The following is a 23,447-nucleotide window of genomic DNA, read 5'->3' as shown; positions in this document are numbered from 1 at the left end:
TACCATCCGTGCGGTTTGTATGCCCCTGCTCAGCACGGCTGAGGGCCCCCGCTCGGGCATGGCTGAGGCCCCCGGTCCGGTGCGGATCGGGGGCCCTCCGGCAGACGTGCGAGGTCAGTCGGACATCGCGGTGGGGGAGAGGAAGTCCCGGGCGATCTGCGGCAGCAGCTGGTCGATCAGCGCGCCGGCCCGGACGGCGCCGGTCGCGGTGCGCGGGATCGACGCCGTGGCCACGGCGTGCGCGAACACCCCCGGCAGCCGCCGGGCGCAGGCCGCCAGCACGGCCCGGCGGCCGGCCGCCTCGTGGCCGGGGCCGAGCGGCACGTAGGCGACCAGCAGGGTGGGGCCGAGCTCGGGCAGCTCGGTGTGCACCAGGGCCACCTCCTGGGCGGCCGGCAGTTCGAGCAGCTCCAGCTCGAGCGCGAAGTACCCCTCCTCCAGGGCGATCTCGCAACTCTCCTCGAAGTCCTCCCAGGACTCCTCGATCGCGGCGGTCTTGGTGGCGGCGCGGGTCATGCGGACACCTCCTGCTGGACGCGCTGCGGGGTCGCCGGCTGCTGCTGCCGGGCCTGCCGTTCGAGCACGGCGTCCAGGCAGATCATCGGCACGGCGGTCTCGAGCAGCTCGGCGCTGCGGATCGCCCCGGTCGGGCTGTACGGGATGCGGTCCACGGCCACCGCGTGGGCGGGCAGCGAGGGCACCCGGCGGGCGCAGACCGCCTCCAGGGCGGCCTGGGCGTTCGCCTCGCGCTCGGCCGAGACCGCGACGAAGGCCAGCACCAGGCAGTCGCCCAGTACGGGCAGCTCGGCCCGCAGCACGGCGGCGTCGCGCAGGTACGGCAGGCTCAGTAGATCAGCCTCAAGACGAAAGAGCTCGGCATCGATCGCCCCCGTCCGGCGGACGGTCGGCACGCTGCCGCCGCCACCCGTGACGACCAGCCGGCCCTGCTCGTCCAGCCGGCCCAGGTCCTCGGTGAGCAGCATGCGCTGCGGCCCCTCGCCGAGGTCCAGGGTGACGGTGGCCGGCGGCTCGCCGTCCAGGTACTCGTTGAGCAGCTGGTGGCCGCCGAGCGCGATCCGGCCGGTCTGCCCGGCCGGCACCGGCTCCCCGGCCTCGTCCAGCACCGCGAGGGTGCTGCCGAGCAGCATCCGGCCCGAGCGCAGCGGGGCGACGTGCAGCTCGTCGGGGCCCGTCATCGCGTACAGGCCCACCTCCGGGCCGGCCTGCGCCAGGTGCAGCACCGGGCCCAGGCGCTCCCAGGCGGCGTTCACCGCCCAGCGGTTGAGGTGGCGGCCGAGCGTGATGACGCAGTGCAGCTGTGTGGTCTCGCCGATCAGCCGGGCGCTGTCGTGGTTGATCAGCCGCAGCAGGGTGGCCGGGTCGGCCGTCATCGTGGTGGCGCGCTCCTCGGAGATCGTCGCGGCCAGTGCGCAGGACTCCAGGCGCGGGACGAGCACCAGGGTGGCGCCCAGGCCCAGGAAGGTCTGGGTCAGCGCGAGGGCCGTCGGCTCGCTCAGCGGGGCGGCGGCCAGGTGGATGTCGGAGCTGTCGAAGCCGAACTGGTCCACCAGGTCGACCGTGCGCCGGCCGGCGACCGGGCGGCGCCGGACGGCGACCCGGGGGCCGCCCGCGGCGTCCGGCACCACCGTCAGCTCCTCGAAGGGCTGGGGAGCGGGTAGTTCGTGCGGCGGCCGGGTGGTCAGCAGCCGGGCGAACGGGACGGTGGCCCGGGCCGGGTCGGGGACACCGTCGAGCACCACCCGGACGGTGTCCGCGGGCAGCCCGAGGCGCTCGAGCAGCGGGTGCTGCGCGGTGGAGACGAAGGCGAGCTCGGGCAGCAGCGCGGTCGCCACCGAGGCCAGCGCCGGCCGGTCGGCCTCCGGGTCGAGCCCGGTGCAGGGCACCCCCAGGGTGGCGCAGGCGGCCATGGCCACCGCGAGCTCCCAGCGGTTCTCGGTGAGGAAGACGGCCCTGGACGGCCGGTCCCGGGGCAGCAGGGCGGCCAGGCCGGCCGCCACCGCCTCCACGTGCTCGGCGAACCGGGCCCAGCCGAGCCGGGTCGAACCGTCCACCAGGGCGACCCGCTCCGGCCGGACGGCCGCGTGTCTGCGGATGTCATCGAGCTTGATCATGCGGCGTCTCCTCGTTCTGGAGCGGGGCGCCCGGGGGTGGTCAGCCCCGGACGTTGACGGTGAAGCGCTCGGGCGTGACCAGCGCGACGGTGCGCCGGTCGGCGGCCATCACCCGGTCGAACTCGGCCGGGTCCGGGTGGGTGCCGCCCGCCGCCGCGTAGATCTCCCGGATCAGCTGCGGCAGCTGCTCGGCCGGGAAGCCGGGCAACTCGTCGTCCGGGCCGATCAGTTCGACCGGTCCGGCGACGGCGGTCCACTCCCAGCCGGCCCGGAAGACCAGGGTGGCCCGGGGGTCGCGGCGCAGGTTCCTCAGCTTGAGGGTGTTGCCGCGCGAGACGAACGCGACCGCCTGCTCGCCGGTGAGCGGGTGCTTCACGAGACCGGCGTTGACCACCGTGGGTGCCGGGTCGCCGCTCTCCCGCTGGGTCACCAGCACGGCCAACCAGTTGTCCGCCGCGCCGAGTTCGGCAATCTGCCGGAGTCCTTCTTCGATGCTAGCCATGGTGTCGCTCTTCCGTCCGTATCCGTGCTCGCTGTGTCAACTCAACTGAAATCAAAGGGACTTGCTCCTGAAGGAGGCGCGCAGCTCGGCCCGCTTGGGCTTGCCGGTGCCGGTGCGCGGCACCTCGTCCTCGGCCACCGGCACGACGTGGCTCACCGGCACGCCGAACCGCTCCCGCACCAGTGCGGTGATCCGCGCGGCCAGCGCCACCCGGTCGGCGCCCGGGGCGGGGCTGTAGCAGACCACCAGCTCGCCGTCGGCCAGGAAGGCCGCCGTGCAGTGCCGCAGCGCCCCGGGCAGCTCCTCCACGGCGGACTCGATCTCGTGCCCGTGGCAGTGCGCCCCGGCCAGGGAGACGGAGTCGTCCGCGCTGCCCGTCACGGTCAGCGCGCCGTCCGAGACGAAGGCGAGGTCCCCGGTCCGGAACCAGCCGTCGGGGGTGAAGGTCTCGGCATCCGGGGAGGTGCCGAAGTAGCCGGCGAAGACCGGCTGCCCGGACACCTGGAGGTGGCCCAGGGCGCCCTCGGGGACGACGCGGCCGGCCTCGTCCACCACCCGCACCGAGACGCCCGGGTGCGGGCGGCCCACCGGCACGTACCGGTCGGTGTCGGCCAGCCGGCTCAGGTCGGCCCGGTGGTCCACGATGCCCGAGGCCGTCTCGGACATGCCCCAGCCCGGCCGGACGGCGCCGGGCGCCAGACCGTACGGGGCGAGCGCGGCCAGGAACCGCCGGACGGTCCGGGCCTTGACCGCCTGGCCGCCGCTCATCACGTACCGCAGACAGCTCAAGTCCCAGTCGCGGCGGGCACCTTGCTCCAGCAGGTCGCTGACCAGGTCGAAGGATGAGTTGACCGACCAGGTGGTGTCCACCCGGTGCCGGTCCACCACGTCCAGCCAGCGCAGCGGATCGGCCAGCACCCAGTCCTTGCGGGCGTGGATCTGGGTGCAGCCGGCCAGGGTGTCCCGGACGTGGAACATCACCAGGCCGCTCACGTGGTCCAGCGGCATCCAGTTGAAGGTCCGGGAGGCGCCGTCCAGGCCGTTGTCCAGCGCGGTGCCCTGGGAGCGGGTGATCAGGTTGCCGTGGCTGAGCCGGACGGCCTTGGGGGCGCCGCTGCTCCCGGCGGTGAGCACCAGGACGGCCGGGTCGTCCCAGCCGCCGGGGGCCGGCTCGGCGTTCGGGCCGGCCAGCTCGCCGACCGGGCCGAGCCACCGGCCCTCCTCGGGGCGGTCGGTCAGCAGCCAGGGATCGCCCAAGGCCCGCCGCACCCGGTCGAGTTCGCCCGCCGGGGCCGCGGCGGACAGCGGTACGGGCAGCAGCCCGCCCAGCACACAGGCCCAGAACGCGGTCAACAGCTCGTGCGGCTCCGCCAGTTGAAGCACCACCGGGCTGCCCGGCGGCACCTCGCGGGCTCGCAGGCCGCCGAGTGCCCGCAGCGCCTTGATGTACAGCTCGGTGTAGCCGAGCCGCTCCTCGGCGCCGTCCGCCCCGATCAGGACGATGCCCCGGCCGGTGGCGGCCGCCCGGGGGAGCAGCTCGCCGAGGCTGCGGGCGGCCGGGGCGGGCAGCGGTGCGCCGACCAGAGTCGAGGACCGTACCTGGGTGTCGAGCATGGTCACCTCCTGAAGCGTTCGAGCGGAGAGCCGGTTGCACTGCCCAGGGGCGCGAGGCACTGCGCGAAGCCGGAAGGCGATGGGCCGGTGCCTTCCGCACTCGCGCAGTTCCACGCGCCCCTCAGGCGGTGCAACCGGCTGGTCGGCGTGCCGTGATCAGCGCGAGGCGCGCTGCTTGGCGGCGCCGCGCAGGGCGGTGTACAGGGCGGCCAGCATGGTGAAGGCCGAGATCCCGGTGACCACGTACAGCCCGCTGTGGAAGCTGGTCAGCGAGTTGGGCTTGCCGTTCGCGGCCATGGTCGCCGTGACGATGGCGAGCACCACCGCGGCACCGACCTGGTAGCCGGTCTGCAGCACACCCGCGGCCAGCCCCTGCTCCTCGTCCGCGACACCCGAGGTGGCCTGGACGTAGGAGCCGGTGAAGGAGAACGGGAAGGCCACGCCGATCAGCAGCATGGTCGGCAGCATCGCCACCAGGTAGGCCGACTTGACGTCGATCTGCCAGAAGAGGACGTAGGACAGGGTGTAGGCGACGAAGCCCATGAAGATCATCCACTTGGGCCCGAACTTGCCGACCAGGGCGCCCGCGCGGGGCGCGATGGTGGCGATGAGCAGGCCGGCCGGGAGGAAGGCGAGCGCCATCTCCAGGGGCGACCAGCCGCGCAGGTTCTGCAGGTAGAGCGCACCGATGAACTGGAAGCTCATGTAGGTGCCGAGGATCGCGGCGGCGGTCAGCGCCGAGCCGACCAGGCCGCGGTTCTTCAGCAGGCCGAGCCGCAGCAGCGGCTGGGAGACCTTGCTCTCGATGGTGGTGAAGGCGGCGAGCAGCACCGCGGCGACGACGAAGCCGCCGATGGTGCGGGCCGAGCCCCAGCCGGCGGTCGGCGCCTCGACGATGGTGAAGACCAGCAGCAGCATCGCCAGGGTCACGGTGGCGGCGCCGCCGAGGTCGTAGCTGCGCTTGGCGCCGCCCGCGGCCGCGTCCTTGGGGACGAGGCCCAGCGCGCCGAACAGCACGCCGAGCGCGATCGGCACCGGGAGCAGGAAGGTCCAGCGCCAGCCGATCTCGGTGAGCAGGCCGCCGGCGATCAGGCCGCTGGAGAAGCCGGCCGCACCGCAGGCGGTGTACAGGGAGACGGCCTTGTTGCGGGCCGCACCCTCGGGGAAGCTGGTGATGATGATCGCCAGACCGGCCGGCGCGGTGAAGGCCGCGCTGACGCCCATCACGAACCGGGCCGCGACCAGCAGCGTGCCGTCGGTGGCCAGGCCGCCGACCAGCGACGCCAGGGCGAAGACGCCCACCGCGACGAGCAGCACCTTGCGACGGCCGAGCAGGTCGGACATCCGGCCGCCGAGCAGCAGGAACCCGCCGAACCCGAGCACATAGGAGCTGACGACCCACTGGACGGCGGAAGTGGACATACCGAGGTCCGCCTGGATCGGCGGGACTGCGATGCCGACCATCGCGTTGTCCAGCGCGTCGAGGAACATCGCGCCGCAGAGCACGATGAGCATGCCCCACATCCGGCCGCTCCAGCGGGAGTCGGCCTGGGGAGCCGGCGTCTGCCGGGCGTCCTCGGCTACTTTCGGATTGGCTTCGGTGGTTGCCATGAATCTCTTCCTTCGTTTGCCGTACCAGCCGTCTGCCGGCCGTCGTACGGGGGATTAGTCGACGATCCCGACGCTGTAGGGCATGTGCGGTGTGCCGCCCAGCAGGACCGCGCCCGCTGACTGGACGACCACGTCCTGGGCGATGACGTGCTGGCACATGGTGTTGAGGTCACGCAGCCAGCGGTCCATCGGGGAGGGCTTGTAGACGGCGGCGGTCGCCACCAGGTCGAAGAGCCGGGCGACTATCGAGCGGGCCGTCCTGAAGGCGTTGACCCGGGCGAGCACCGACTCCACCTGGAGCTCGGGGGTCGACTCGACCCCGGCCTCGAGCAGCTGCCACTGGCGCTCCAGGCTGCCGTAGACGCCGTAGCGGGCGGCGATCAGGTCCATCTCGGCCTGGGCTATGACGGTCTGGATGCGGTAGTTCTCCGCCCAGGGCTGGTTGGTGTTCTTGTCGACCTTGGTCGCGGCCATCGCGCGGACGTGGTCGATCGCGGCGCGGGCCACGCCCAGCGGGACACCGGCCATGTTGCGCAGGATGGTGTCCGGGGTGGCGGTCGGGCCGGTCACCCGCGGCTCGGCGAAGCTGAAGGTGTGCTCCTCGGGCACGAACATGTCGGTGACCCGGTAGTCCTTGCTGCCGCTGCCGCGCAGGCCGGTGGTGTCCCAGGTCTCCTGGACGTCCAGCTGCTCGACCGGCGCGAAGTAGATCCGCCAGTAACCGGGCTTGCCGGTACGGGGGTTGGCCTCCAGCTCGCCGTCGTTGGTGACCAGGAAGCCGCCGATCACCCAGGTGGCGTGGCTGATGCCGCTGCCGAAGAACCACTGGCCGGAGACCCGGAACCCGCCGGGCACCCGCTCGCCGCGGCCCTGCGGCATGATCGCCCCGGCCGTGACGGCGTCGGGGTCGGTGAAGAGCTCCTTGGCGACGGTCTCGTCCAGGTAGCTGTTGTAGATCGGGGTGTCCATGCCGATCATGGCGACCCAGGCGGCGGAGGCGTCGCCGGTGGCGATCGCCTCGATCACCTCGGTCTGCTGCATGGCGTCCAGCTCGGGGCCGCCCCAGGACTTCTTGACGGCCATCCCGAACACGCCGGTGTCGCGCACCATTTCGAAGACGTCCTGCGGGAGCTGCCCGATCCGCTCGGTCTCCTCGGCCCGCTCGCGGATGAGCGGCGCCACGGTGCGGGCACGGTCCAGGATCTCCGCGGCGCTGGTCGGCCGGGACTGGAATCTGATCGTCGTCGGGTCGGGTTCGAGCATGGTCATGGTTCGTCCTTCAGGTCTGTGGGGAGGCGGGGGTTACGCGTAACGGCCTTGGGCGACGGCCCGGTTGGGGTCCACGGTGTCCTTGAGACGGCGGACCAGGGCCCGGGCGGCGGGGTCGCCGAAGCGGTCGGTCCAGTCGGCGTGGTCGATGTCCAGGCGGTAGGGCATCCAGCCCGCCTCGGCGGCGAGCTCGTACAGCCGGTCGAGAGCGCGGTGGCCGAGGGCGGCCTGCTCCTCGGTGCGCTCGTACTTCATGGTGACGACGCAGTCGATCAGGTCGGCGTTCAGCGCGTTCAGGGTGGCGCCGCAGCGCACCCCGGTCTCCTGGAAGACCTGCTCCAGGAGGGCGTCGGCCCGGGCCAGGTCACGGCCGGTGAAGGGCACCAGGAGGAGGAAGAAGAGGAAGCCGCCCTTCTCGTCCAACTCGGCGGCCGGGCGGCCCATCTTGGTCTCGAAGAGCACGTCCTGGGCGTCCGGGTCGCCCGCGTAGGCGGCCTCGACCAGCTTGGCCACCTGGTGGTTCGGCTGTGCCGGGTCACTCGCGTCGGTGGCGGACACCTGGGTGAACAGGCCACTGGCCTCGGCGGCCGCGGTGACCACCCCGGTCAGGGCGGCCACCGACGCCTCGGTGCCGTCCACGCAGACGTGCACCAGGTACTCGCCCTCGGCGGAGCCGTAGCCCCGGGCGGCCGGCGGGTTGTAGACCTTGACCACACCGCTGGTCAGGCCCTGGGCCACCCAGCGGCGGAGCTCGTCGATCGCCGGGGTCAGCTGCTCGGCGGCGAAGTTGAGCCGGACCACCCGCAGCGCCTCCGGGCGGGGCAGCAGCCGCACGGCGGCGGCGGTGACCACGCCGAAGTCGGACTGGGTGAAGAACTGCACCAGCGAGGGGCCGAGACCGTGCGGGTAGACCGGGGTGGTCCGGCCGGCCTCGGGCCACCAACCCACGTGCACCAGCTCGCCGTTCGGCAGTGCCACCTCCAGTCCGAGCAGGTCCTCGACCCGCTGGTGGCGCAGCCCGACGCCGCGGTCCAGGGCGTTGCCCAGCACGCTGGTGTGGGCGGAGGAGACGGTGCAGTTGAGCATCCGCCCGGTGCCCGCCAGCAGCTTCGCGAGCCGGGCCTGGGTCACCCCGGGCTCGACCAGCGCCCAGCCGCCGGCGAGGTCCAGGTCGCGCACCCGGTCGAGCCCGTGCAGATCGAGCACCACCGCGCCGTCCCGGGCGGGCTCCTTGGAGCCGAGGCCCCAGTTGCCGCCGGTGCTGAAGGCGTGCAGCGAACCGGCCCGCGCCGAGCTGCCGAAGATCTTCACGATCCGCCGCACCTGCTCGGCGGTCCGCGGCCGGAGCACCCCGTCGATCCCGCGCGAGCGGTAGAGGCTGACGTTCGGGCCCAGGGTGGTGGCCTTGTCGGTCTCCTCGCCGAGCACATCGGCCGCGGCGGCCAGAGCCTCCTCGGCGGTCATTGCTGCGCTGGTCACTTCTGCGCCGGGCGCGGTCATGAAAGCACCTCAAAGTTCCATCGCTGCCCGGCCGACGGGGAGGTCGGCAGGCGGGGCTGAGGGCACAGGTGCCCATCGACGCCCACCACGGTAGGGACGGAACGGCTCCGGTTCTCGCGCAACAGCGCACGCGGTGTGCGCAGTTCGCGCACACCTGCGGCCGGCGTGATCCGGAGGACAGGCCCCAGGGCCTGTCCGGCCGGTCTTGCCGGGCGCGCGACACCGGGAATCCCGCCTGGACGCACGCCCGAATCACCCAAGTACGACCCAGTACGAGGGTGACTCGGGCGCACGCCCAGCCGGGCCCCCGACGTCGCGCGCTGATCCGACAAGATCGGCCGGACAGGCCCTAGACCGGGACGGCCGGGCGGGTGGTGTCGAGGGTCAGCGCGGGCCCGGCGGCGAGGGCGCCGAGCACCTGCGGGAGGTCGAAGGGGTCGACGTCGCCGCTCACCGTGATCACCGAGTGGCCGGGGGCGAGCCCGTGGCAGCGGGCGGTGACGGCCTCGGCCAGGCCGGGGTGGCGCGGGGTGAGTGCGACGATCGCCAACCTGCCGTCTCCGTAGAGGGAGTTGACCGCCCGGACGTCGGGGAAGTCGGCCCGCAGCCGGTCGAGCAGCCGGACGCAGGCGGCCGGCCCGGTCAGGTGTTCGCCGGTGCGGCGCAGTGAGTCGAAGATGGGGCTCGCGCGGTGGGAGATCCGGTCGATGCGCACCACGGGGGCGTGTGTCGCACCCTGCGCGCGGGCTTCGAGCACCCCCTCGAGCAGGGCCTCGCAGCCCCAGGGCACCTCGAAGCCGGTCAGCGGGCCGGTGGTGACGGGGCAGGGCGCCCCGCGCAGCGCGGCGGCCCGGGTGTACGCGCAGCCGCTGCGGACGGTGGCGGCGGCCACCGTGAGCATGGGCTCGGTGCCCAGGGCCAGGGCCACCGGCAGGTCGGCCTGCCGGGGGTGGTGGGCCAGCGGGTCGCCGGCCGTGAGCCGCAGGGCCAGCCGGTTGCGGGATCTCGGCTCGAACCGGCGCAGCCGCAGGTCGGGGGTGCGGTGGCCGGGCAGCGCGGCGAGCACCGGGGCGCGGTCCGAGGCCTGCTGCTCGTCGCCGCCCAGCTCGAAGAGCGGCAGCACGGCGGCCAGGTCCACCTCGGTGCCGGTCAGTACGTACTCGTCCCAGGCCGGATCGGCGCGGTGCGTGACCGGCCCCACCGGGCTGTGCCAGCGGCGGCCGAACTCCTCGATCTGGGCCCGCAGCGGGGTGGTCGGCGGCAGGCCGAGGGCGATCGCGTGGTTGGTCCAGGAGCCGAGCAGCCCCAGGGTGAGCTGGGCCTCGGGGAGGCCGTGCAGGTTGTCGAGGTAGAGCCCGGGGGCGTGGTCACCCAGCTCGGCGGCGGCCCGCAAGGCCTCGGCGGGGCCCTGCGCGGGGTCCAGCTCCTCGGTGAGATGGCGGAGTTGACGGTCCAGATCGAGGGCGTCGAGGTAGGAACGGAGGTCGTCGTACGGCACGGGTGGGGCGCCTTTCTCACGAGCGGTCGTCCATGCCCGATCACACCACAGGCCAGCGGGGTTGCCCGGCATTGCCCGGCGCCCGGCATTGCTCAGCAGGTGGTGACATCCGCCCGGCACCGCGTGGTGGTTGGGACGCCGGTGGCCCGGCCCCACCCCTGGCGGGGAGGACCGGGCCACCGGGTGCCGTTCGCGGGGCTCAGCCGGTGTAGTACCCGGTGATGTCGGCGACCAGGTTGACCGTGCCGAACTTGTTGTACAGCGCGACCTTGCCGTCGGCGCCGACCGGGACCACGACCAGGTTCGGGATGACCTGCCCCGGGCCGAAGTTGAGGTTGGAGACGGTCGGCAGCGGGGTGCCGTTCGGGTAGACGGCCACGAAGCCGCCCGCGCTCGCCCCGACGGCGGTGACGTTGAGCACGACCGCCTTGACGCCGGTGGCCGGCAGCCCGGCCCGGCCGGCGACCTGCAGCGAGATGCTGGAGTCCGGGCCGACCGGGGCCTGGGTGGCGCCGATGCCCTTGCGGGTGTCCAGCAGGCGGGTCGGGCCCGCGCTGGTGAACTTCGAGGCGCCGTCCGGCGTGTAGTAGCCGGTGATGTCGGCGATCAGGTCGACGTTGCCGAACTTGTTGTACAGGTCGACCTTGCCGTTGACGATCGGCACGATCACCAGGTTCGGGATGGTCTGCCCGGCGCTGAAGTTGAGGTTCGAGACGGTCGGCATCGAGGTGCCGTTCGGGTACACCGTCACGAAGCCGCCGACGGTGCCGCGGGTCGCCGTCACGTTGAGCACCACACCGGTGGCGTTGGCGGGCACGCCCGCCCGGCCGGCCACCTGGAGGGTGATCTTGCTGTCCTGGCCCACCGGGGCCTGGTCCGCCCCGATGCCCGTGCGGGTGTCGAGCAGGCGGGTCGGCGTGGTGGTGCTGAACTTCGAGGTGCTGCCCGGCGAGTAGTAGCCCGTGATGTCGGCGACCAGGTCGACGTAGCCGCCCTGGTTGAAGAAGTTGACCTTGCCGTTCACGACCGGGACGACCACCAGGTTGGGGATGATCTGCCCGGCGGTGAAGTTGAGGTTCGAAGTCACCGGCCGGGGCTGCCCGTTCGGGTAGACCGTCACGAAGCCGCCGGTGGTGGGCTGCACGGCCGTCACGTTGAGGATCACCGAGGTGGCGTCGGACGGGATGCCGGTGCTGCCGCCGGTCACCTGGAGGGTCACGGTGCCGCCGGGGCCGACCTTGGCGGCCGGGACGCCGGTGCCCTTGCGGGTGTCCATCACCCGGGTCGGGCCGAACGGGGTGTAGCCGCTGGGCGCGTACACCACGTCCACGTCGGTCGACTTCAGGAACGCCAGGCGGTGGTTGAAGCGGATCGGGAAGTACGTGTCGTTGCCGACCACCAGGGTGCGGTCGTTCTGCCCGCTGCCGTCGATGTTCTGGGCGTAGAAGAAGTCGCCCGGCACCTGGGTGTCGCTGCCCGAGACGTACCGCTGCCCGGCGGCGATGGTCGCGTCGTACGGGGTCGGCGCCATGCTCGAGCTGAAGATGTTCGGGTACGCCGCGTAGGCCGTCTGCTCGGGGTAGGTGCGGCCGTAGACCGGGATGGAGGCCAGCCCTGCCTTCGGGGTCAGGATCGGCGTCGCGGTGCCCTTGTCGGCCTTGGCGGTCGAGCCGCCCGGGTTGTAGAACCACGCCTTGACGCCGCCGTACCAGATCGCCGTCCAGTCGCCCTGGAGGTCGGCCACCACGAAGGAGGTGCCGGCGACGGCCTTGTCCTTCCAGTCGGCGGCCTGGGTGGTGCCGCCGTTGATCAGCGGGGCGTTCGGGTCCGGCTGGGTGCGCAGGTAGACGAAGTTCTGCGGGCGGTCCTGGCTGTTGTCGACCGGGGGCTGGTTGGTCGAGTCGAAGGCGGGCGAGATGGTGACCTTGGCGCCGACCATCGGCTGACCGCCCAGGTTGGCCTTGGCCGCCGGGTTGATCAGGTCCATGTAGTGGTTCCAGTCCCAGAACGTGCCCGGGTCCCAGTGCATGCCGTTGATGTAGGACTGGAGCGGGCCCGGCACGTCGTCGTGACCGATGATGTGCTGACGGTCCAGCGGCACGTTGTACTTGGCGGCCAGGTACTTCACCAGCGTCGCGGAGGACTGGTACAGCTGCTCCGAGTACCAGGTCGCGTTGTCGCCGGGGAAGGCGTAACCCTCGTGCTCGATGCCGATGCTGTGCATGTTGATCGTCTTGTTGCCCGCGTGCCACGCGATGTTCTGGTCGTTCACCAGCTGGGTGACGTGGCCGTCGCCGGAGCGGACGATGTAGTGCGCGCTCGCCTGGGTGGCCGGGTTCTGGAAGGTCTGGATGGACCCGTCGAAGCCGCCCTCGGTGTCGTGGATGACGATGTACTGGATCTTGTCACCGTCGGCCGGACGGTTCGCCTGGGTGTAGTTCCCGTACGAGGTCTTGTCGTTCGGGTTGGTCAGCGCGTAGGCGGCGGGCTTGAAGTCGCAGTTGAGCGAGGCCGGGCACTCGACGGTGCCCTGGGCGGCGCCGTTCGCGGTCAGCGCCCGCGGGGCGAGGGCCGTCCGGGGGGCGGCGACGGTGGGGTTGGCCGCCAGCTGGACGGCCTGGCCGTCGGTGGTGACCAAGGACGCGCCGGTGCGCAGGGTGGTGAACACCCGGTCGGCGAAGGCGGTGCCGCCGTCGGCGTCGGTGGACTGGCTGAAGCGGGCGACCGCCTGGTACCAGGCGGCCGGGTCGGCGGACAGGCTCTTGCCGAGCTGCTTCTGGTACTGCACCAGCAGGGCGGCGCCACCGCGGATGCTCTGCGCCGAGTCGGTCTTCAGCTCGTCGGCGGGGCGGGAGAGCAGCTTGGCGGCGGCGTCGAGGGTGTGCAGCGCGGGGCTGTCCACGACCTTCGGCGCGGGGGCCTTGGCGGCGCCCGCCGGGGCGTCGTCACCACGGCCGTCCACCTCGGCGCCCGGGCCGCTCGCCAGCGCCTTGGTCACGGCGGCCGCGTCGACCTGGGTCAGGCCCATCACGTTGTAGTTGCCGGTGGTGCTCGGCGCACCCTGGTGCGACTCCCAGCGGGACTGCTGGTACGAGAGCGCCAGCAGCACGCTCTCCGGCACCTGGAACTCGGCCGCGGCGGCGGTGAACTGCTTCTGCAGCGCGTCCGTGCCGGTGGTCGTCACGGCCCCGGCGGCGACGGCGTTGGAGGTGGTCGCGACGGTGGCGGAGGCGGCGAGGGCGACCGTGAGGGCCAGCGGAAGGCGCAGCTTCTGGCTCCGACGGCGGGCTCCCCGGTGCGAGCCGCGCCCGGGGGCGGCTCCAAGCATGTCAGTCATACGGAGTCTGCAGACCCTTCCCCTGTGGTACCGGCGCACCGGCCGATCGTGTGCTCAGCAGTCTTCCGGGGGCACTCGGCCGCGCTGGTGGCCCGCCGCGGTCCGGTGCGCCGTACGCAGGGAAGACTCCGGCGACGCTAACACTTTCGAACGGCCTTGCCACCGGCCGGGGGGCCGCCCGATGTCACGGCTCTGTCACAAAACGCGGGTGTGCGTAACGGGTGCGCCGATGTGGCGATCAGGTGCCCTGACCTGCGGCTCAGGGCCATATTCTGATGAACGGTCAGCGACGGTGCTTGCCGCCGTTGGCCACGGCCGGGGTGCTGTACGGGATGCGCAGCTTGCGGGCCAGCGGGGCGACGGCCGCCCCGGCGCCGAGCGGGCGGGCCAGCAGGAAGAGCGAGGCCAGCACGGTCAGCGAGCCCAGGCCCAGGCCGATCAGGTTGCCGATCAGCCCGCCGCCCAGCGCGCTCGCGGTGCTGTCGGCCAGCCAGTGCCCGGCGAACGCACCGGGCAGGCAGGCCAGCACGAGCATCACGTGCAGCGTGACCACCCGCACCCCGTCCAGCCCGCTGCGGACCGGGCCGCGCCGCAGGTTGAGCGTCATGGTGGCCTCGCTGCGGGCGGCCACCTGGCGCAGGTTCAGCATCATCGTCGCGTCGGGGGCCGGCTGCTCGGGCTGCTGCTGCACCGGCTGCTGCACCGGCTGGGGGGCCGGCGCCTGGCGCAGACGGCGGCCGAGCGCCCAGCCGGTCAGCACGATGCTGACCACGCACGCGATGCTCTGCGCCCCGGCCATCCCGATGATGATCCAGCGCGGCGAGAGCACCCAGTACGCGACGCAGGACAGCCCGGCGTTGGTGCCGGTGGTGGCGACGGTCAGCCAGAACGGGGTCCTGGCGTCACCCATCGCGTAGAAGCCGCGGGCCAGCGCGTACTGCGCGCAGAAGGCCGGCAGGCCGATCACGAAGGCGATCAGGGCCTGGGAGATGACCTCGACCCCGACCGGGGTCATCCGGCCGTGCAGGTAGGCGACGGAGCAGATCGGGCCGGCCAGGGCGACCATGATGACGCTGGCCGGAATGATCATTCCGGCGGAGGTGCGCAGCATGTCGGCGAGGTCGGCGCCGATGGCCGGCAGGTTCTTCGCGGTGGCCGCCCGGGTCATCTGCGGCAGCAGCGCGGTGACCAGCGAGATGGTGATGACACCCTGCGGGACGACGAAGAGCTGGTAGGCGTAGTTGTAGGCGGCGTTGCCCGCGTAGTCGATGCCGAAAGGCTTGCCGAGGTTCTCGGCCCGGGTGGTCAGCTGGGTGATCACGGCGAAGGAGAGCTGGGTGACCAGGACCAGCAGCAGGGCCCAGCCCGCCGACCGCAGTGGCTTGGCCAGCCCCGTGCCCCGCCAGTCGAAGCGCGGCCGGTAGCGGAACTTGGCCGCCCGCAGTGAGGGCAGCAGACCCAGTGCCTGGATCACGATGCCCAGCGTGCTGCCCAGGCCGAGCAGCATCGTCTGGCCCGAGGTCATCTGTTCGGCCTTCTCCGCGTGGTTGCTGATCGCGATGTAGAGGCCGAAGACGGCGATCGCCACCACGTTGTTCAGCACCGGCGTCCACATCATCGCGCCGAACTTGTCGCGGGCGTTGAGGACCTGGCCGAGCAGGGTGAACACGCCGTAGAAGAAGATCTGCGGCAGGCAGTAGCGGGCGAACGCGATGGTGAGGTCTCGCTGGGCACCGCTGTAGTCGGAGTACACGTCGACGATCTGCGGTGCGAACAGCCAGGCGCCGACGGTGAGCACCACCAGCACGACGCCGCAGAGAGTCAGCAGCCGGTCCGTGTAGGCGGCGCCGCCGTCCTTGTGGGTCTGCGCGGCGTGCACCAGCTCGGGGACGAACACCGAGGCGAGCGCGCCGCCGATGAGCATCATGTAGACGATGTTGGGCAGCGAGTTGCCGACGTTGAACGCGCTGCCCACCGGGCCGGTGGTGAGCGCGGCGACGATCATCGCGCTACGCACGAACCCGAGTGCGCGCGAGGCCAGCGAACCCAGCGCCATGATCAGCCCGTTGCGCCCGGTCGAGGCCGGGGCGGGCTCGGCCTCGGCGGGCTGAGGCTGCTGGACCGCAGGCTGCGGCGCGCGCGGCCCGGGCACCGCGGCCGGCGCGTGGCCCGGCTGCGGCGGGACGCCGGGCAGGTCGGGGATCTGCCGCAGGGGCATGGTGGGCGGGTCGCCGTACGAGCCGTGGGGCTCGCCCGTCGTGTTCATGGTCATCGGACCCCCGTCACTCGGTGCCTGGGTGGTGGCGCTGCGGGCCCTCCACTCCGGGGTGAGCGCGGGTGCACCCAGCCGGAGAAGTCTGCCTCACCTCGGCACTCGTTGGGGAGCGCTGTGCCGTGTGCCGGAGATCTCGGCGGCCCGGCCGGGGCCGCGACGGACCGTCTGGAGTCGGCACCGATCGGCCGAGGATGGGGCTAATGCCCGGATTTAGAACGTTTTTATTTCGTATCTGTACGTACCGTTCGGCTCGCCCCGCCGGGGTTCCCACTCGATCGAGGGTCGCGCCGCGCCGGTGTGACCTTTCTCACCGACCGTCAGAATCCGAGTCCTCGTCCCCGTCCGGCCGGTCGTCCTCGGCGGCCAGCACGCGCTGCACCCGTGGTCTGGTCCGCCAGTCGACCCGTCGGGCGTCCCGGGCCAGGGCGCCGGGCCGCCAGATCTCGGTCGCGACCGTGACGGCGCCGACGACCAGGCCCGCCGTGAGCCAGCCGGCCAGCACGTCGCTCGGCCAGTGCACCCCGAGGGCGATCCTGGTCCAGCCGACGGCCAGGACGGCCAGGCCGGCGGCCACGCAGGCCGCCACCCGGCCGGCCCGGTTGGCCTGCGGCCAGACCAGCAGCACCAGCGCCGCGCAGGTCACGGCCGAGGCGAGCGCGTGGCCGGAGGGGAAGGAGGCGTCCGGCGCCGTCGAGACCGGGTCGATGAAGAACGGGCGCGAGCGCCCGACCAGGGCCTTGCCCGCCGTGCCCACCAGCCAGGCGAGGAGCAGCTGGGCGACGGCCCAGCCGGCCAGCGTCCGGGCCCCGATCGCCCAGAGCCAGGTGGCCGCCAGCCCGAGCAGCACCCGCATGGTGAGCGGGCCGCCGATGTCGGTCAGGGTCTGCATCGAGGCCGTCCAGGCGGTGTGGCCGCGGGCGAACCGGTGCAGCGCGTCCACCCAGCTGCGGTCGAGCCCGGCCAGCGGGCCCCATCTGGTCTCCACCAGGCCGAGCAGCAGGCCGAGCAGGGCGGCGCAGGCGAGGGCCACGGCGGCGTACCGGACGGTGCTGCGGCGCACGGTCAACGCCGACTCGGCGCCCGGTGCGGGGCCGGGGTCGGTGCGGGGGCCGTTGGTGGACAGGTGCATGGCTGACACCTTCCCAGGGGGAGTGCGGGAACCAGTGCCGGAGGCATATCGATTTGGCGGCTTTTGTGCGGAGGGCGTGCGGACGGGTGGTGTCGCTCCCATGTCCTTTGCGTACGCAGGTGGTGACACTCCAGGTCATCGGCCGGTCACCTAGGGTCGTTAAGCGGGGGATAAGTGCCGCAGGATACTGCATCGGTCGACGAATCCGGCCCAGTTGGGAATGTTGTCCGTTTTCTATGCGTTGATTCGTTACGTGTGAGCCTCCGGGAGGCCCGCACAAGTCATGCCCCGGCTGGCCGAGGCCGGCCCCGGCCGAGCTGCGGCCCGGTGCGAGGGGGCGACAACCAGCCGGCGGGCAGGGGCGGAAGTTCAGCCGACCGGCACCAGCTGTAAGGGAGCAAGCATGGCCACTCGTGCCGTCGTTCGCGACAGGGCCGACCGGACTCGCTCGGCCCGCCCGACCAACTACGAGGCCGACCGCGACCTCGTCGGCATGTACCTCGACGAGATCGCCAGGACACCCCTGCTCGACGCCGCCGAGGAGGTCGAACTTTCGCTGCGTATCGAGGCCGGTGTCTACGCCCAGCACCTGCTGGACGAGGGCCCCCTGCCCGAGGGGGCGCAGCGTGAGGAGCTGGAGGCGATAGCCGAGGACGCCGAGCGCGCCAAGGACGTCTTCATCCGCTCCAATCTCCGGCTGGTGGTTGCGGTCGCCCGGCGGTACCCGCGCAGCGGGCTGCCCCTGCTCGACCTCATCCAGGAGGGCAACGCCGGCCTGGTGCGCGCGGTCGAGAAGTTCGACTACGCGAAGGGCTTCAAGTTCTCCACCTACGCGACATGGTGGATCAGGCAGGCGATCACCCGCTCGATCGCCGACCAGTCGCGCACCATCCGGCTGCCCGTCCACCTGGTGGAGGAGCTGGGCCGGATCCGCCGGGTGCAGCGGGAGAAGGCCAAGGAGCTGGGGCGGGAGCCGGATCCGGCCGAGGTGGCGGCCGAGCTCGACACCACCGAGCAGCGGGTCAAGGACGTGCTGGACTGGGCGCGTGACCCGGTCAGCCTGAACATGTCGGTGGACGACGAGGGCGAGACCCAGTTCGGTGACCTGGTGGAGGACACCGGAGCGACCTCCCCGGAGGACGCCGTGCTGGTGATGCTGCGCCGTGAGGAGCTGGACGACCTGATCGGCCGCCTGGACGACCGGACGGCCTCGATCATCCGCTCCCGCTACGGGATGGAGGACGGCCGCGAGCGGACGCTCACCGAGGTCGGCAAGCAGCACGGGCTGACTCGGGAGCGGATCCGGCAGATCGAGAAGCACGCCCTGGCGGAGCTGAAGAAGATCGCGGACCACTCGGGCTTCGAGGCGGCCTGACCGGTGCGCGGGGCGAGCGGGAGTGGTGGGAGCCCTGGCGGTTGGCCGGGGCTCCTCGCCGTTTCCCGGCGGCGGGAGAGGGCCGCCTACCCTGGGAGGGTCGGAGCAGGACGGACGTGGGAGCGGGACGGATGAACGAGCGGGACGAACCGGCGCAGCAGGCCGACCAGGGCGAGCAGGCCCGGAAGAAGGCCGCGCTGGTCTTCGGCGACCCGCTGGACCGGCAGAGCGGTGACGACACCGACCGGGGCTGGGGCGAGGGCCAGGGCACGGCCGCCGGCGGCCGGGGGCTGGACTGGTACCTGAGCCAGCGGCCGCCGCACCACGGGGAGTGAGGCGGCCGGGACGGGGACGGCGGACAGAAGCGGGAACGGGGGCAGGGACGGCGGGCGGGGGGCGGGAGCCGGGCTCTCAGCCCTGCCGGACCAGCGCGTCGCGGATCTCGGTGAGCAGCACGACCTCCTGGGCCTCCGCCTCGGCGGCGACCTCCTCGACGGTCTTGCGGTTGGCCATGTAGTGCTTCATGGGGACGATCAGGGCGAAGTAGACGACGGCGGCGGTGATCAGGAACTGCAGGGCCGCGCTCAGCACCGAGCCCCACAGGATGTAGACGCCGGAAGTGACGTGGCCGGTCTCGTCCATGGCGCAGGGGCCCTTGAGGCAGGACGAGTACGAGGCCAGGTCCTCGCTTCCGAAGAGGCCGACGATGGGGTCGATGACGCCCTTCACGAAGGCGTTGACGATGTTGGTGAAGGCCGCGCCGATGACGACGGCGACGGCGAGGTCGATGACATTGCCGCGGAGCAGGAATTCCTTGAAGCCCTTCATGCCGCGCTGAACGACGAACCACGGGAGTGGTCACGGGTGAATCCGACGGCGTCTGGTTGACGCCTCGGACTGGCCGCTCCCCGCCCCCGGCAGCAGGGCGGCGCCAGGGGCGAACCCGGCCTCCGGGGCTGTGGGCGCGGGGGTGACGGCAGCCGTGGCGGCCGCCGGGGAGGCCCGCAGCGGTGGCAGCGGGCCGTGCCGCAGGGGCCCGGCGGTCAGCGAGGTGGAGGCGGCCAGCAGCCCGGCCACCACCACGCCCGGTCGGTGCCGGACGGCCTGCTGCAGTCGGTGCCGCCCGCCCGCACCGCGCCGGATCGGCGCGAAGTCGGGCACCGCCCGCCGGGGTGGGACGGCCGGCTCCGGATCGGGGGCCACCGCCCGGGCCCGCTGCTGCGGGGGACGCTCTCCGAACTGCGTAGTGCTGGTCATGGCTGGGGCACCGCCTCCGGTCGGCCGGCACGGGCCCGGCCGGGCCCGCGGGACCAGGGTGCGCCGAAGGCCCCCGGTCCGGCAGAAATACCCCCAGCCTGTGGATAACCCCGGGGCTGTGGACAACGCATGTCACCCGCAGGGGTGAAACAGCACGCAACAGGGCCCGGCACCGAGAAGGTGCCGGGCCCTGTGAAGCCTGTGCTCAGCTCGCGGAGCTGGTGCCCGTGCTGCTCGAGGAGGCCGCCGGAGCGGGGGCCGGGGCGGCGGGCGCCGAAGCGGCCGAGGAGGAGCCGGAGGAGCCGGACGAGCCCGAGGAGGCGCTCACCGAGCTGGTCGAGGAGGACCGGCTGTCGGTGCGGTAGAAGCCCGAGCCCTTGAAGACCACGCCCACGGCCGAGAAGACCTTGCGGAGCTTCCCCTGGCAGTCCGGGCAGGTGGTCAGCGCGTCGTCGGTGAACTTCTGCACCGCCTCCAGGCCGTTGCCACACTCGGTGCACTGGTACTGGTACGTGGGCACTTGTCTTCCTCCTGCACTTCCCCCTGGCACTCTCGCCTGATGAGTGCTAACGACGGTCAATGATGCGGCATTCCGCCACCCGGAGTCCAGCGCCCCAGGTGTGAGATACCCCCGCCCGGCGCCGGGCCGAGCGATTCACCCCTTGGCGGCACCCACCAGCTGGGCGCCCTGGGCGGCCCCGCCCCGGGCCACCGTGCGGCCGGCCTTGGCGGGCGGCGTCAGCAGGTGCCGCAGCGAGATCAGCGCGGCCAGGCCGAGCCCGGCCCCGGCGATCGGGACCAGGAAGCCGGCCCAGGCGCCGTGCCCGTCGATCAGCTGCCCGGCGACGGTGGAGCCGGCCGCCAGGCCGAGGCCGATCGCACCGGTCAGCCAGGTGAACGCCTCGGTCTTGGCGCCGTCGGCGACCAGCGACTCGACCAGCGTGTAGCCGGTGATCAGGGTGGGCGCGATGGCCAGGCCGCAGACCAGGCCGGCCACGGCCAGCGCGGTCAGGTCGGGCATCGCCCACAGGGTCGAGCAGCCGAGCACCAGGAGCGCGTAGCTGCCGAGCATCCGCTGCCGGGCCGAGCGCCGCCAGGCGACCATTCCGTACAGCACGCCGGCCAGCATGGAGCCGCCCGCGAAGATGCCGTAGACGGTGCCGCTCACGCCCGGCTGGCCGACCGCCTCCGCGAAGGCGGTGACGGAGACCTGCATGGCGCCGAAGACGGTGCCGACCCCGAGGAAGGAGCCCGCGAGCAGGCGCACGCCCGGGGAGGAGAGCGCCGAGACGCGCTCGGCGCCGGCCGTCCGAGGGTGCTGGGCGGGGGCGGTGCGGCGCTGGGCCGCGAAGGCCAGGCCGCCGAGCACGGTCAGCGCGGCCTCGCCGATCAGGCCGGCGGCCGGGGTGACGGTGGTGGCGATCGCGGTGGCGAGCACCGGGCCGACGACGAAGGTGAACTCGTCGGTGACGGACTCGAAGGCGAAGGCGGTGTTCAGCTTCTGCGGGGAATCACTCGACAGCTTGGCCACCCAGCGGGCCCGCACCATCGCGCCGATCTGCGGCACGCTCGCCCCGGCGGGGGCGGCGGCCAGGAAGAGCGTCCAGACCGGGGCGTGCCCGAGCGCCAGCGCGATCAGCGCGCCGACCGACAGGGCGTGCACGGCGACGCTCGGCAGCAGTACGGCGGCCTGGCCGTACCGGTCGGCCAGCCGGCCGGTCTGCGGGCCGACGAAGGCCTGGGCGACGGCGGAGACCGCGGCGACCGCACCGGCGGTGCCGTAGGAGCCGTGGGTGTCGAAGACCAGCAGCACGATGCCCAGGCTCAGCATGGCGTAGGGCAGGCGGGCGGCGAAGGCGGGGACCAGGAACGTCCAGGCGCCGGGGGTGCGGAGCAGGGCACCGTAGCCGACACGGGTGGGGGCGGGGGTTTCGACCGGGGCGGGGGCCGTCACGGTCGGTCCTTCCTGCTGCCTGGTAGCGCGGACGGGGTGTGGGTGGCCCCGACGGCGCCGAGAGTCGTCCTCTCGCGCGTCGACCGGGGTGATACCGGGTCCGGAACGGGACCTCAGCCGCCGAGCGGTCGCGCCAACTCTGCATCAGACAGATGTAGCGGGTGTTCAGGTAGGTACAGAAGCTTGTATCACCATGCTAGCGCGGAACACCCAATCCCGCCTAGGAACGCAAGGTGAACGTCGCGCGACGCACATGAACCGAATCAGCTACCCGCGTAGCTGGCGGAGAACCAACGGTGACCACCCGCAGAACCCACGACCACCCGCAGGGCCCTACGACCGCCCGTGCAGCCAGCCCGCCAGCTTGCCGCCCTTGTCCACGGCGCGCAGCCGCCGCTCGGCCGCCTCGCTGACCTCCTCGGTGGTGACCACGAGCAGCTCGTCGCCGGCCCGCAGCACGGTGGCCTTGTCCGGTACGAAGCTGCTGCCGTCGCGCACCACCAGGGTCACGGCGGCCCCGGCGGGCAGCCGCAGCTCGCTGATCTCCACGCCGGCCATCTTCGAGCCGGCCGCGAGCGAGACCGAGAGCAGCTGGCCGTGCAGCCGCTCGAGCGGGGCGGACTCGATGCCGAGGTCCTGCCCGATCGAGCCCTCGCCGATCCGCAGCCACCTGGCCACCAGCGGCAGGGTCGGGCCCTGCAGCAGGGTGAAGACCACGACCAGGATGAAGACGATGTTGAAGACCTCCTGGGCCTGCGGCACGTCCGCCACCAGCGGGATGGTGGCCAGCACGATGGGCACCGCGCCGCGCAGCCCGGCCCAGCTGAGCAGGCCCTGCTCGCCCCAGGGCAGCCGGAACGGGGTCATGGTGACCAGCACCGAGGCGGGCCGGGCGACGAAGACCAGCACGGCGCCGATGACCAGGCCGGGCACGATGGCCGAGCCCATGGTGTCGGGGTTGCAGAGCAGGCCGAGCACCACGAACATGCCGATCTGCCCGATCCAGGCCAGCCCGTCGGCGAAGCCCCGGACGGCCGGGCCGTGCGGCAGCTTGGCGTTGCCGAGGATCACCGAGGCGATGTAGACGGCGAGGAAGCCGGAGCCGTGCAGCAGCGCGCCGCCCGCGTAGGCGAGGACGGCGAGCGCCATCACGGCGATCGGGTAGAGGCCCGAGGAGGGCAGTGCGACCCGCTTCACCGCGTAGGCGCCCAGGCGGCCCACCACGTAGCCCACGGCCAGGCCGACGGCCAGCTCGGCGAAGATCGTGCCGACCAGCACGTACCAGGAGTCCAGCGGCCCGGTGGTGGCGAAGGCGACCACCAGGATCACCACGGGGGCGTCGTTGAAGCCGGACTCGGCCTCCAGGAGCCCGGTCAGCCGGGGCGGCAGCGGCACGGTGCGCAGCACCGAGAAGACGGCGGCGGCGTCGGTGGAGGAGACGATCGCGCCGAGCAGCAGCGAAGTCCGCCAGTCGAAGCCGGCCAGCCAGTGCGCCCCGGCGGCGGTGACGAAGACGCTGACCGCGACCCCGAAGGTGGCCAGCACGCTCGCCGCCGGGATCACCGGCCGTATCGCCTTGAAGCTGGTCTTGAGCCCGCCCTCGGCCAGGATCACGACCAGGGCGGCGTACCCGAGCACCTGGGTGAGCGAGGCGTTGTCGAAGGTGATGCCCAGGCCGTTCTGGCCGAGCGCGACGCCGATCCCCAGGTAGATGAGGAGACTGGGCAGCCCTGATCGGGTCGCGAAGCGCACGGCGACCACCGCGACCAGCATGATCACGGAGAACTCGAGCAGGAAGCGGTTCAGGTGGTCGACAGTCACGCAGTGGCACCTCGTCGTCATGAAGGGCGGCGGGCAAGTGGGGCGACAAGTGTCGTTACCCAGTCTAACATTTTACCTGTTCTTTTATCACCGGCTTATGCGCCGGAGCCTCCCCCGTGCATGCCCGCCACCCGAGTCGCCCTAATGTGGTGACCTGTCACGGCCGTCGACCC

The 23,447-nt window shown here is 72.5% G+C and carries 18 protein-coding genes; 2 read left to right on the top strand and 16 right to left on the bottom strand.

What is annotated here, in order from left to right; all coding sequences use genetic code 11:
- Positions 1-114: 114 nt before the first annotated feature.
- The 11 genes from ABT095_RS33460 to ABT095_RS33410 all read right to left on the bottom strand — a co-directional run bounded on the left by ABT095_RS33460 (position 115) and on the right by ABT095_RS33410 (position 16,867).
- A complete protein-coding gene (locus ABT095_RS33460) occupies positions 115-516 on the bottom strand; it encodes a hypothetical protein (protein WP_350533322.1) in 402 nt (133 codons plus the stop codon).
- Positions 513-2,132, bottom strand: coding sequence for an AMP-binding protein (locus ABT095_RS33455; protein ID WP_350533321.1), 1,620 nt, complete (start codon positions 2,130-2,132; stop codon positions 513-515). The genes ABT095_RS33460 and ABT095_RS33455 overlap by 4 nt, the downstream gene beginning before the upstream one ends.
- Before the next feature lie 40 nt (positions 2,133-2,172).
- On the bottom strand, positions 2,173-2,634 hold the full coding sequence (locus tag ABT095_RS33450; protein ID WP_350533320.1) for a pyridoxamine 5'-phosphate oxidase family protein: 462 nt from the start codon (positions 2,632-2,634) through the stop codon (positions 2,173-2,175).
- A 51-nt stretch (positions 2,635-2,685) separates the two neighbouring features.
- Positions 2,686-4,248 carry an AMP-binding protein gene (locus ABT095_RS33445; protein WP_350533319.1) on the bottom strand — a complete coding sequence of 521 codons (1,563 nt, stop codon included), beginning with the start codon at positions 4,246-4,248 and terminating at the stop codon, positions 2,686-2,688.
- Between the two features lie 156 nt (positions 4,249-4,404).
- Complete coding sequence (locus ABT095_RS33440) at positions 4,405-5,859, bottom strand: MFS transporter (protein WP_350533318.1); 1,455 nt, start codon at positions 5,857-5,859, stop codon at positions 4,405-4,407.
- A gap of 54 nt (positions 5,860-5,913) precedes the next feature.
- Positions 5,914-7,128, bottom strand: a complete 1,215-nt coding sequence (locus ABT095_RS33435; protein ID WP_350533317.1) for an acyl-CoA dehydrogenase family protein — start codon at positions 7,126-7,128, stop codon at positions 5,914-5,916.
- Positions 7,129-7,161: 33 nt separating this feature from the next.
- Complete coding sequence (locus ABT095_RS33430; RefSeq protein ID WP_350533316.1) at positions 7,162-8,628, bottom strand: FAD-binding oxidoreductase; 1,467 nt, start codon at positions 8,626-8,628, stop codon at positions 7,162-7,164.
- 349 nt (positions 8,629-8,977) lie between these two features.
- Complete coding sequence (locus tag ABT095_RS33425) at positions 8,978-10,126, bottom strand: UbiD family decarboxylase domain-containing protein (protein WP_350533315.1); 1,149 nt, start codon at positions 10,124-10,126, stop codon at positions 8,978-8,980.
- 199 nt (positions 10,127-10,325) lie between these two features.
- Positions 10,326-13,463, bottom strand: a complete 3,138-nt coding sequence (locus ABT095_RS33420) for an N-acetylmuramoyl-L-alanine amidase (protein ID WP_350533314.1) — start codon at positions 13,461-13,463, stop codon at positions 10,326-10,328.
- 283 nt (positions 13,464-13,746) lie between these two features.
- Positions 13,747-15,735, bottom strand: a complete 1,989-nt coding sequence (gene murJ, locus ABT095_RS33415; protein ID WP_350533313.1) for a murein biosynthesis integral membrane protein MurJ — start codon at positions 15,733-15,735, stop codon at positions 13,747-13,749.
- Positions 15,736-16,045: 310 nt separating this feature from the next.
- Positions 16,046-16,867 (bottom strand): phosphatase PAP2 family protein, encoded by an 822-nt coding sequence (locus tag ABT095_RS33410; RefSeq protein WP_350533312.1) that lies wholly within the window; start codon positions 16,865-16,867, stop codon positions 16,046-16,048.
- Positions 16,868-17,270: 403 nt separating this feature from the next.
- Here ABT095_RS33410 and ABT095_RS33405 point away from each other — a divergent pair, with 403 nt between their 5' ends.
- Positions 17,271-18,242, top strand: coding sequence for a sigma-70 family RNA polymerase sigma factor (locus tag ABT095_RS33405; protein ID WP_502885112.1), 972 nt, complete (start codon positions 17,271-17,273; stop codon positions 18,240-18,242).
- A 131-nt stretch (positions 18,243-18,373) separates the two neighbouring features.
- Positions 18,374-18,577, top strand: a complete 204-nt coding sequence (locus tag ABT095_RS33400) for a hypothetical protein (protein WP_350533311.1) — start codon at positions 18,374-18,376, stop codon at positions 18,575-18,577.
- A 76-nt stretch (positions 18,578-18,653) separates the two neighbouring features.
- Here ABT095_RS33400 and mscL read toward each other — a convergent pair whose 3' ends face one another.
- From mscL to ABT095_RS33375, 5 genes are all read right to left on the bottom strand, one after another.
- Positions 18,654-19,070 (bottom strand): large conductance mechanosensitive channel protein MscL, encoded by a 417-nt coding sequence (gene mscL / locus ABT095_RS33395; protein ID WP_350533310.1) that lies wholly within the window; start codon positions 19,068-19,070, stop codon positions 18,654-18,656.
- Positions 19,071-19,100: 30 nt separating this feature from the next.
- Entirely contained in the window at positions 19,101-19,499 is a 399-nt protein-coding gene (locus ABT095_RS33390; protein ID WP_350533309.1) for a hypothetical protein, read from the bottom strand.
- Positions 19,500-19,704: 205 nt separating this feature from the next.
- Positions 19,705-20,019, bottom strand: coding sequence for an FmdB family zinc ribbon protein (locus ABT095_RS33385; RefSeq protein WP_350533308.1), 315 nt, complete (start codon positions 20,017-20,019; stop codon positions 19,705-19,707).
- Positions 20,020-20,154: 135 nt separating this feature from the next.
- Entirely contained in the window at positions 20,155-21,453 is a 1,299-nt protein-coding gene (locus ABT095_RS33380; RefSeq protein WP_350533307.1) for an MFS transporter, read from the bottom strand.
- A 333-nt stretch (positions 21,454-21,786) separates the two neighbouring features.
- Entirely contained in the window at positions 21,787-23,295 is a 1,509-nt protein-coding gene (locus ABT095_RS33375; protein ID WP_350533306.1) for a potassium/proton antiporter, read from the bottom strand.
- Positions 23,296-23,447: the final 152 nt, after the last annotated feature.

The sequence above is a fragment of the Kitasatospora sp. NPDC002227 genome, from assembly GCF_040296285.1.
Taxonomy (GTDB): domain Bacteria; phylum Actinomycetota; class Actinomycetes; order Streptomycetales; family Streptomycetaceae; genus Kitasatospora.
Note: the sequence above shows the minus strand (reverse complement) of the source record. Positions and strands in the feature narration are given on the sequence as shown.

What these genes read in the sequence shown, in the direction of transcription:
- ABT095_RS33440 (WP_350533318.1), bottom strand. Translation starts at nt 5,859, where the DNA reads ATGGCAACCACCGAAGCCAATCCGAAAGTAGCCGAGGACGCCCGGCAG.
- ABT095_RS33390 (WP_350533309.1), bottom strand. Translation starts at nt 19,499, where the DNA reads ATGACCAGCACTACGCAGTTCGGAGAGCGTCCCCCGCAGCAGCGGGCC.
- ABT095_RS33435 (WP_350533317.1), bottom strand. Translation starts at nt 7,128, where the DNA reads ATGACCATGCTCGAACCCGACCCGACGACGATCAGATTCCAGTCCCGG.
- ABT095_RS33400 (WP_350533311.1), top strand. Translation starts at nt 18,374, where the DNA reads ATGAACGAGCGGGACGAACCGGCGCAGCAGGCCGACCAGGGCGAGCAG.
- ABT095_RS33405 (WP_502885112.1), top strand. Translation starts at nt 17,271, where the DNA reads ATGGCCACTCGTGCCGTCGTTCGCGACAGGGCCGACCGGACTCGCTCG.
- ABT095_RS33410 (WP_350533312.1), bottom strand. Translation starts at nt 16,867, where the DNA reads ATGCACCTGTCCACCAACGGCCCCCGCACCGACCCCGGCCCCGCACCG.
- ABT095_RS33455 (WP_350533321.1), bottom strand. Translation starts at nt 2,132, where the DNA reads ATGATCAAGCTCGATGACATCCGCAGACACGCGGCCGTCCGGCCGGAG.
- ABT095_RS33430 (WP_350533316.1), bottom strand. Translation starts at nt 8,628, where the DNA reads ATGACCGCGCCCGGCGCAGAAGTGACCAGCGCAGCAATGACCGCCGAG.
- mscL (WP_350533310.1), bottom strand. Translation starts at nt 19,070, where the DNA reads ATGAAGGGCTTCAAGGAATTCCTGCTCCGCGGCAATGTCATCGACCTC.
- murJ (WP_350533313.1), bottom strand. Translation starts at nt 15,735, where the DNA reads ATGACCATGAACACGACGGGCGAGCCCCACGGCTCGTACGGCGACCCG.
- ABT095_RS33460 (WP_350533322.1), bottom strand. Translation starts at nt 516, where the DNA reads ATGACCCGCGCCGCCACCAAGACCGCCGCGATCGAGGAGTCCTGGGAG.
- ABT095_RS33445 (WP_350533319.1), bottom strand. Translation starts at nt 4,248, where the DNA reads ATGCTCGACACCCAGGTACGGTCCTCGACTCTGGTCGGCGCACCGCTG.
- ABT095_RS33420 (WP_350533314.1), bottom strand. Translation starts at nt 13,463, where the DNA reads ATGACTGACATGCTTGGAGCCGCCCCCGGGCGCGGCTCGCACCGGGGA.
- ABT095_RS33450 (WP_350533320.1), bottom strand. Translation starts at nt 2,634, where the DNA reads ATGGCTAGCATCGAAGAAGGACTCCGGCAGATTGCCGAACTCGGCGCG.
- ABT095_RS33375 (WP_350533306.1), bottom strand. Translation starts at nt 23,295, where the DNA reads ATGACGACGAGGTGCCACTGCGTGACTGTCGACCACCTGAACCGCTTC.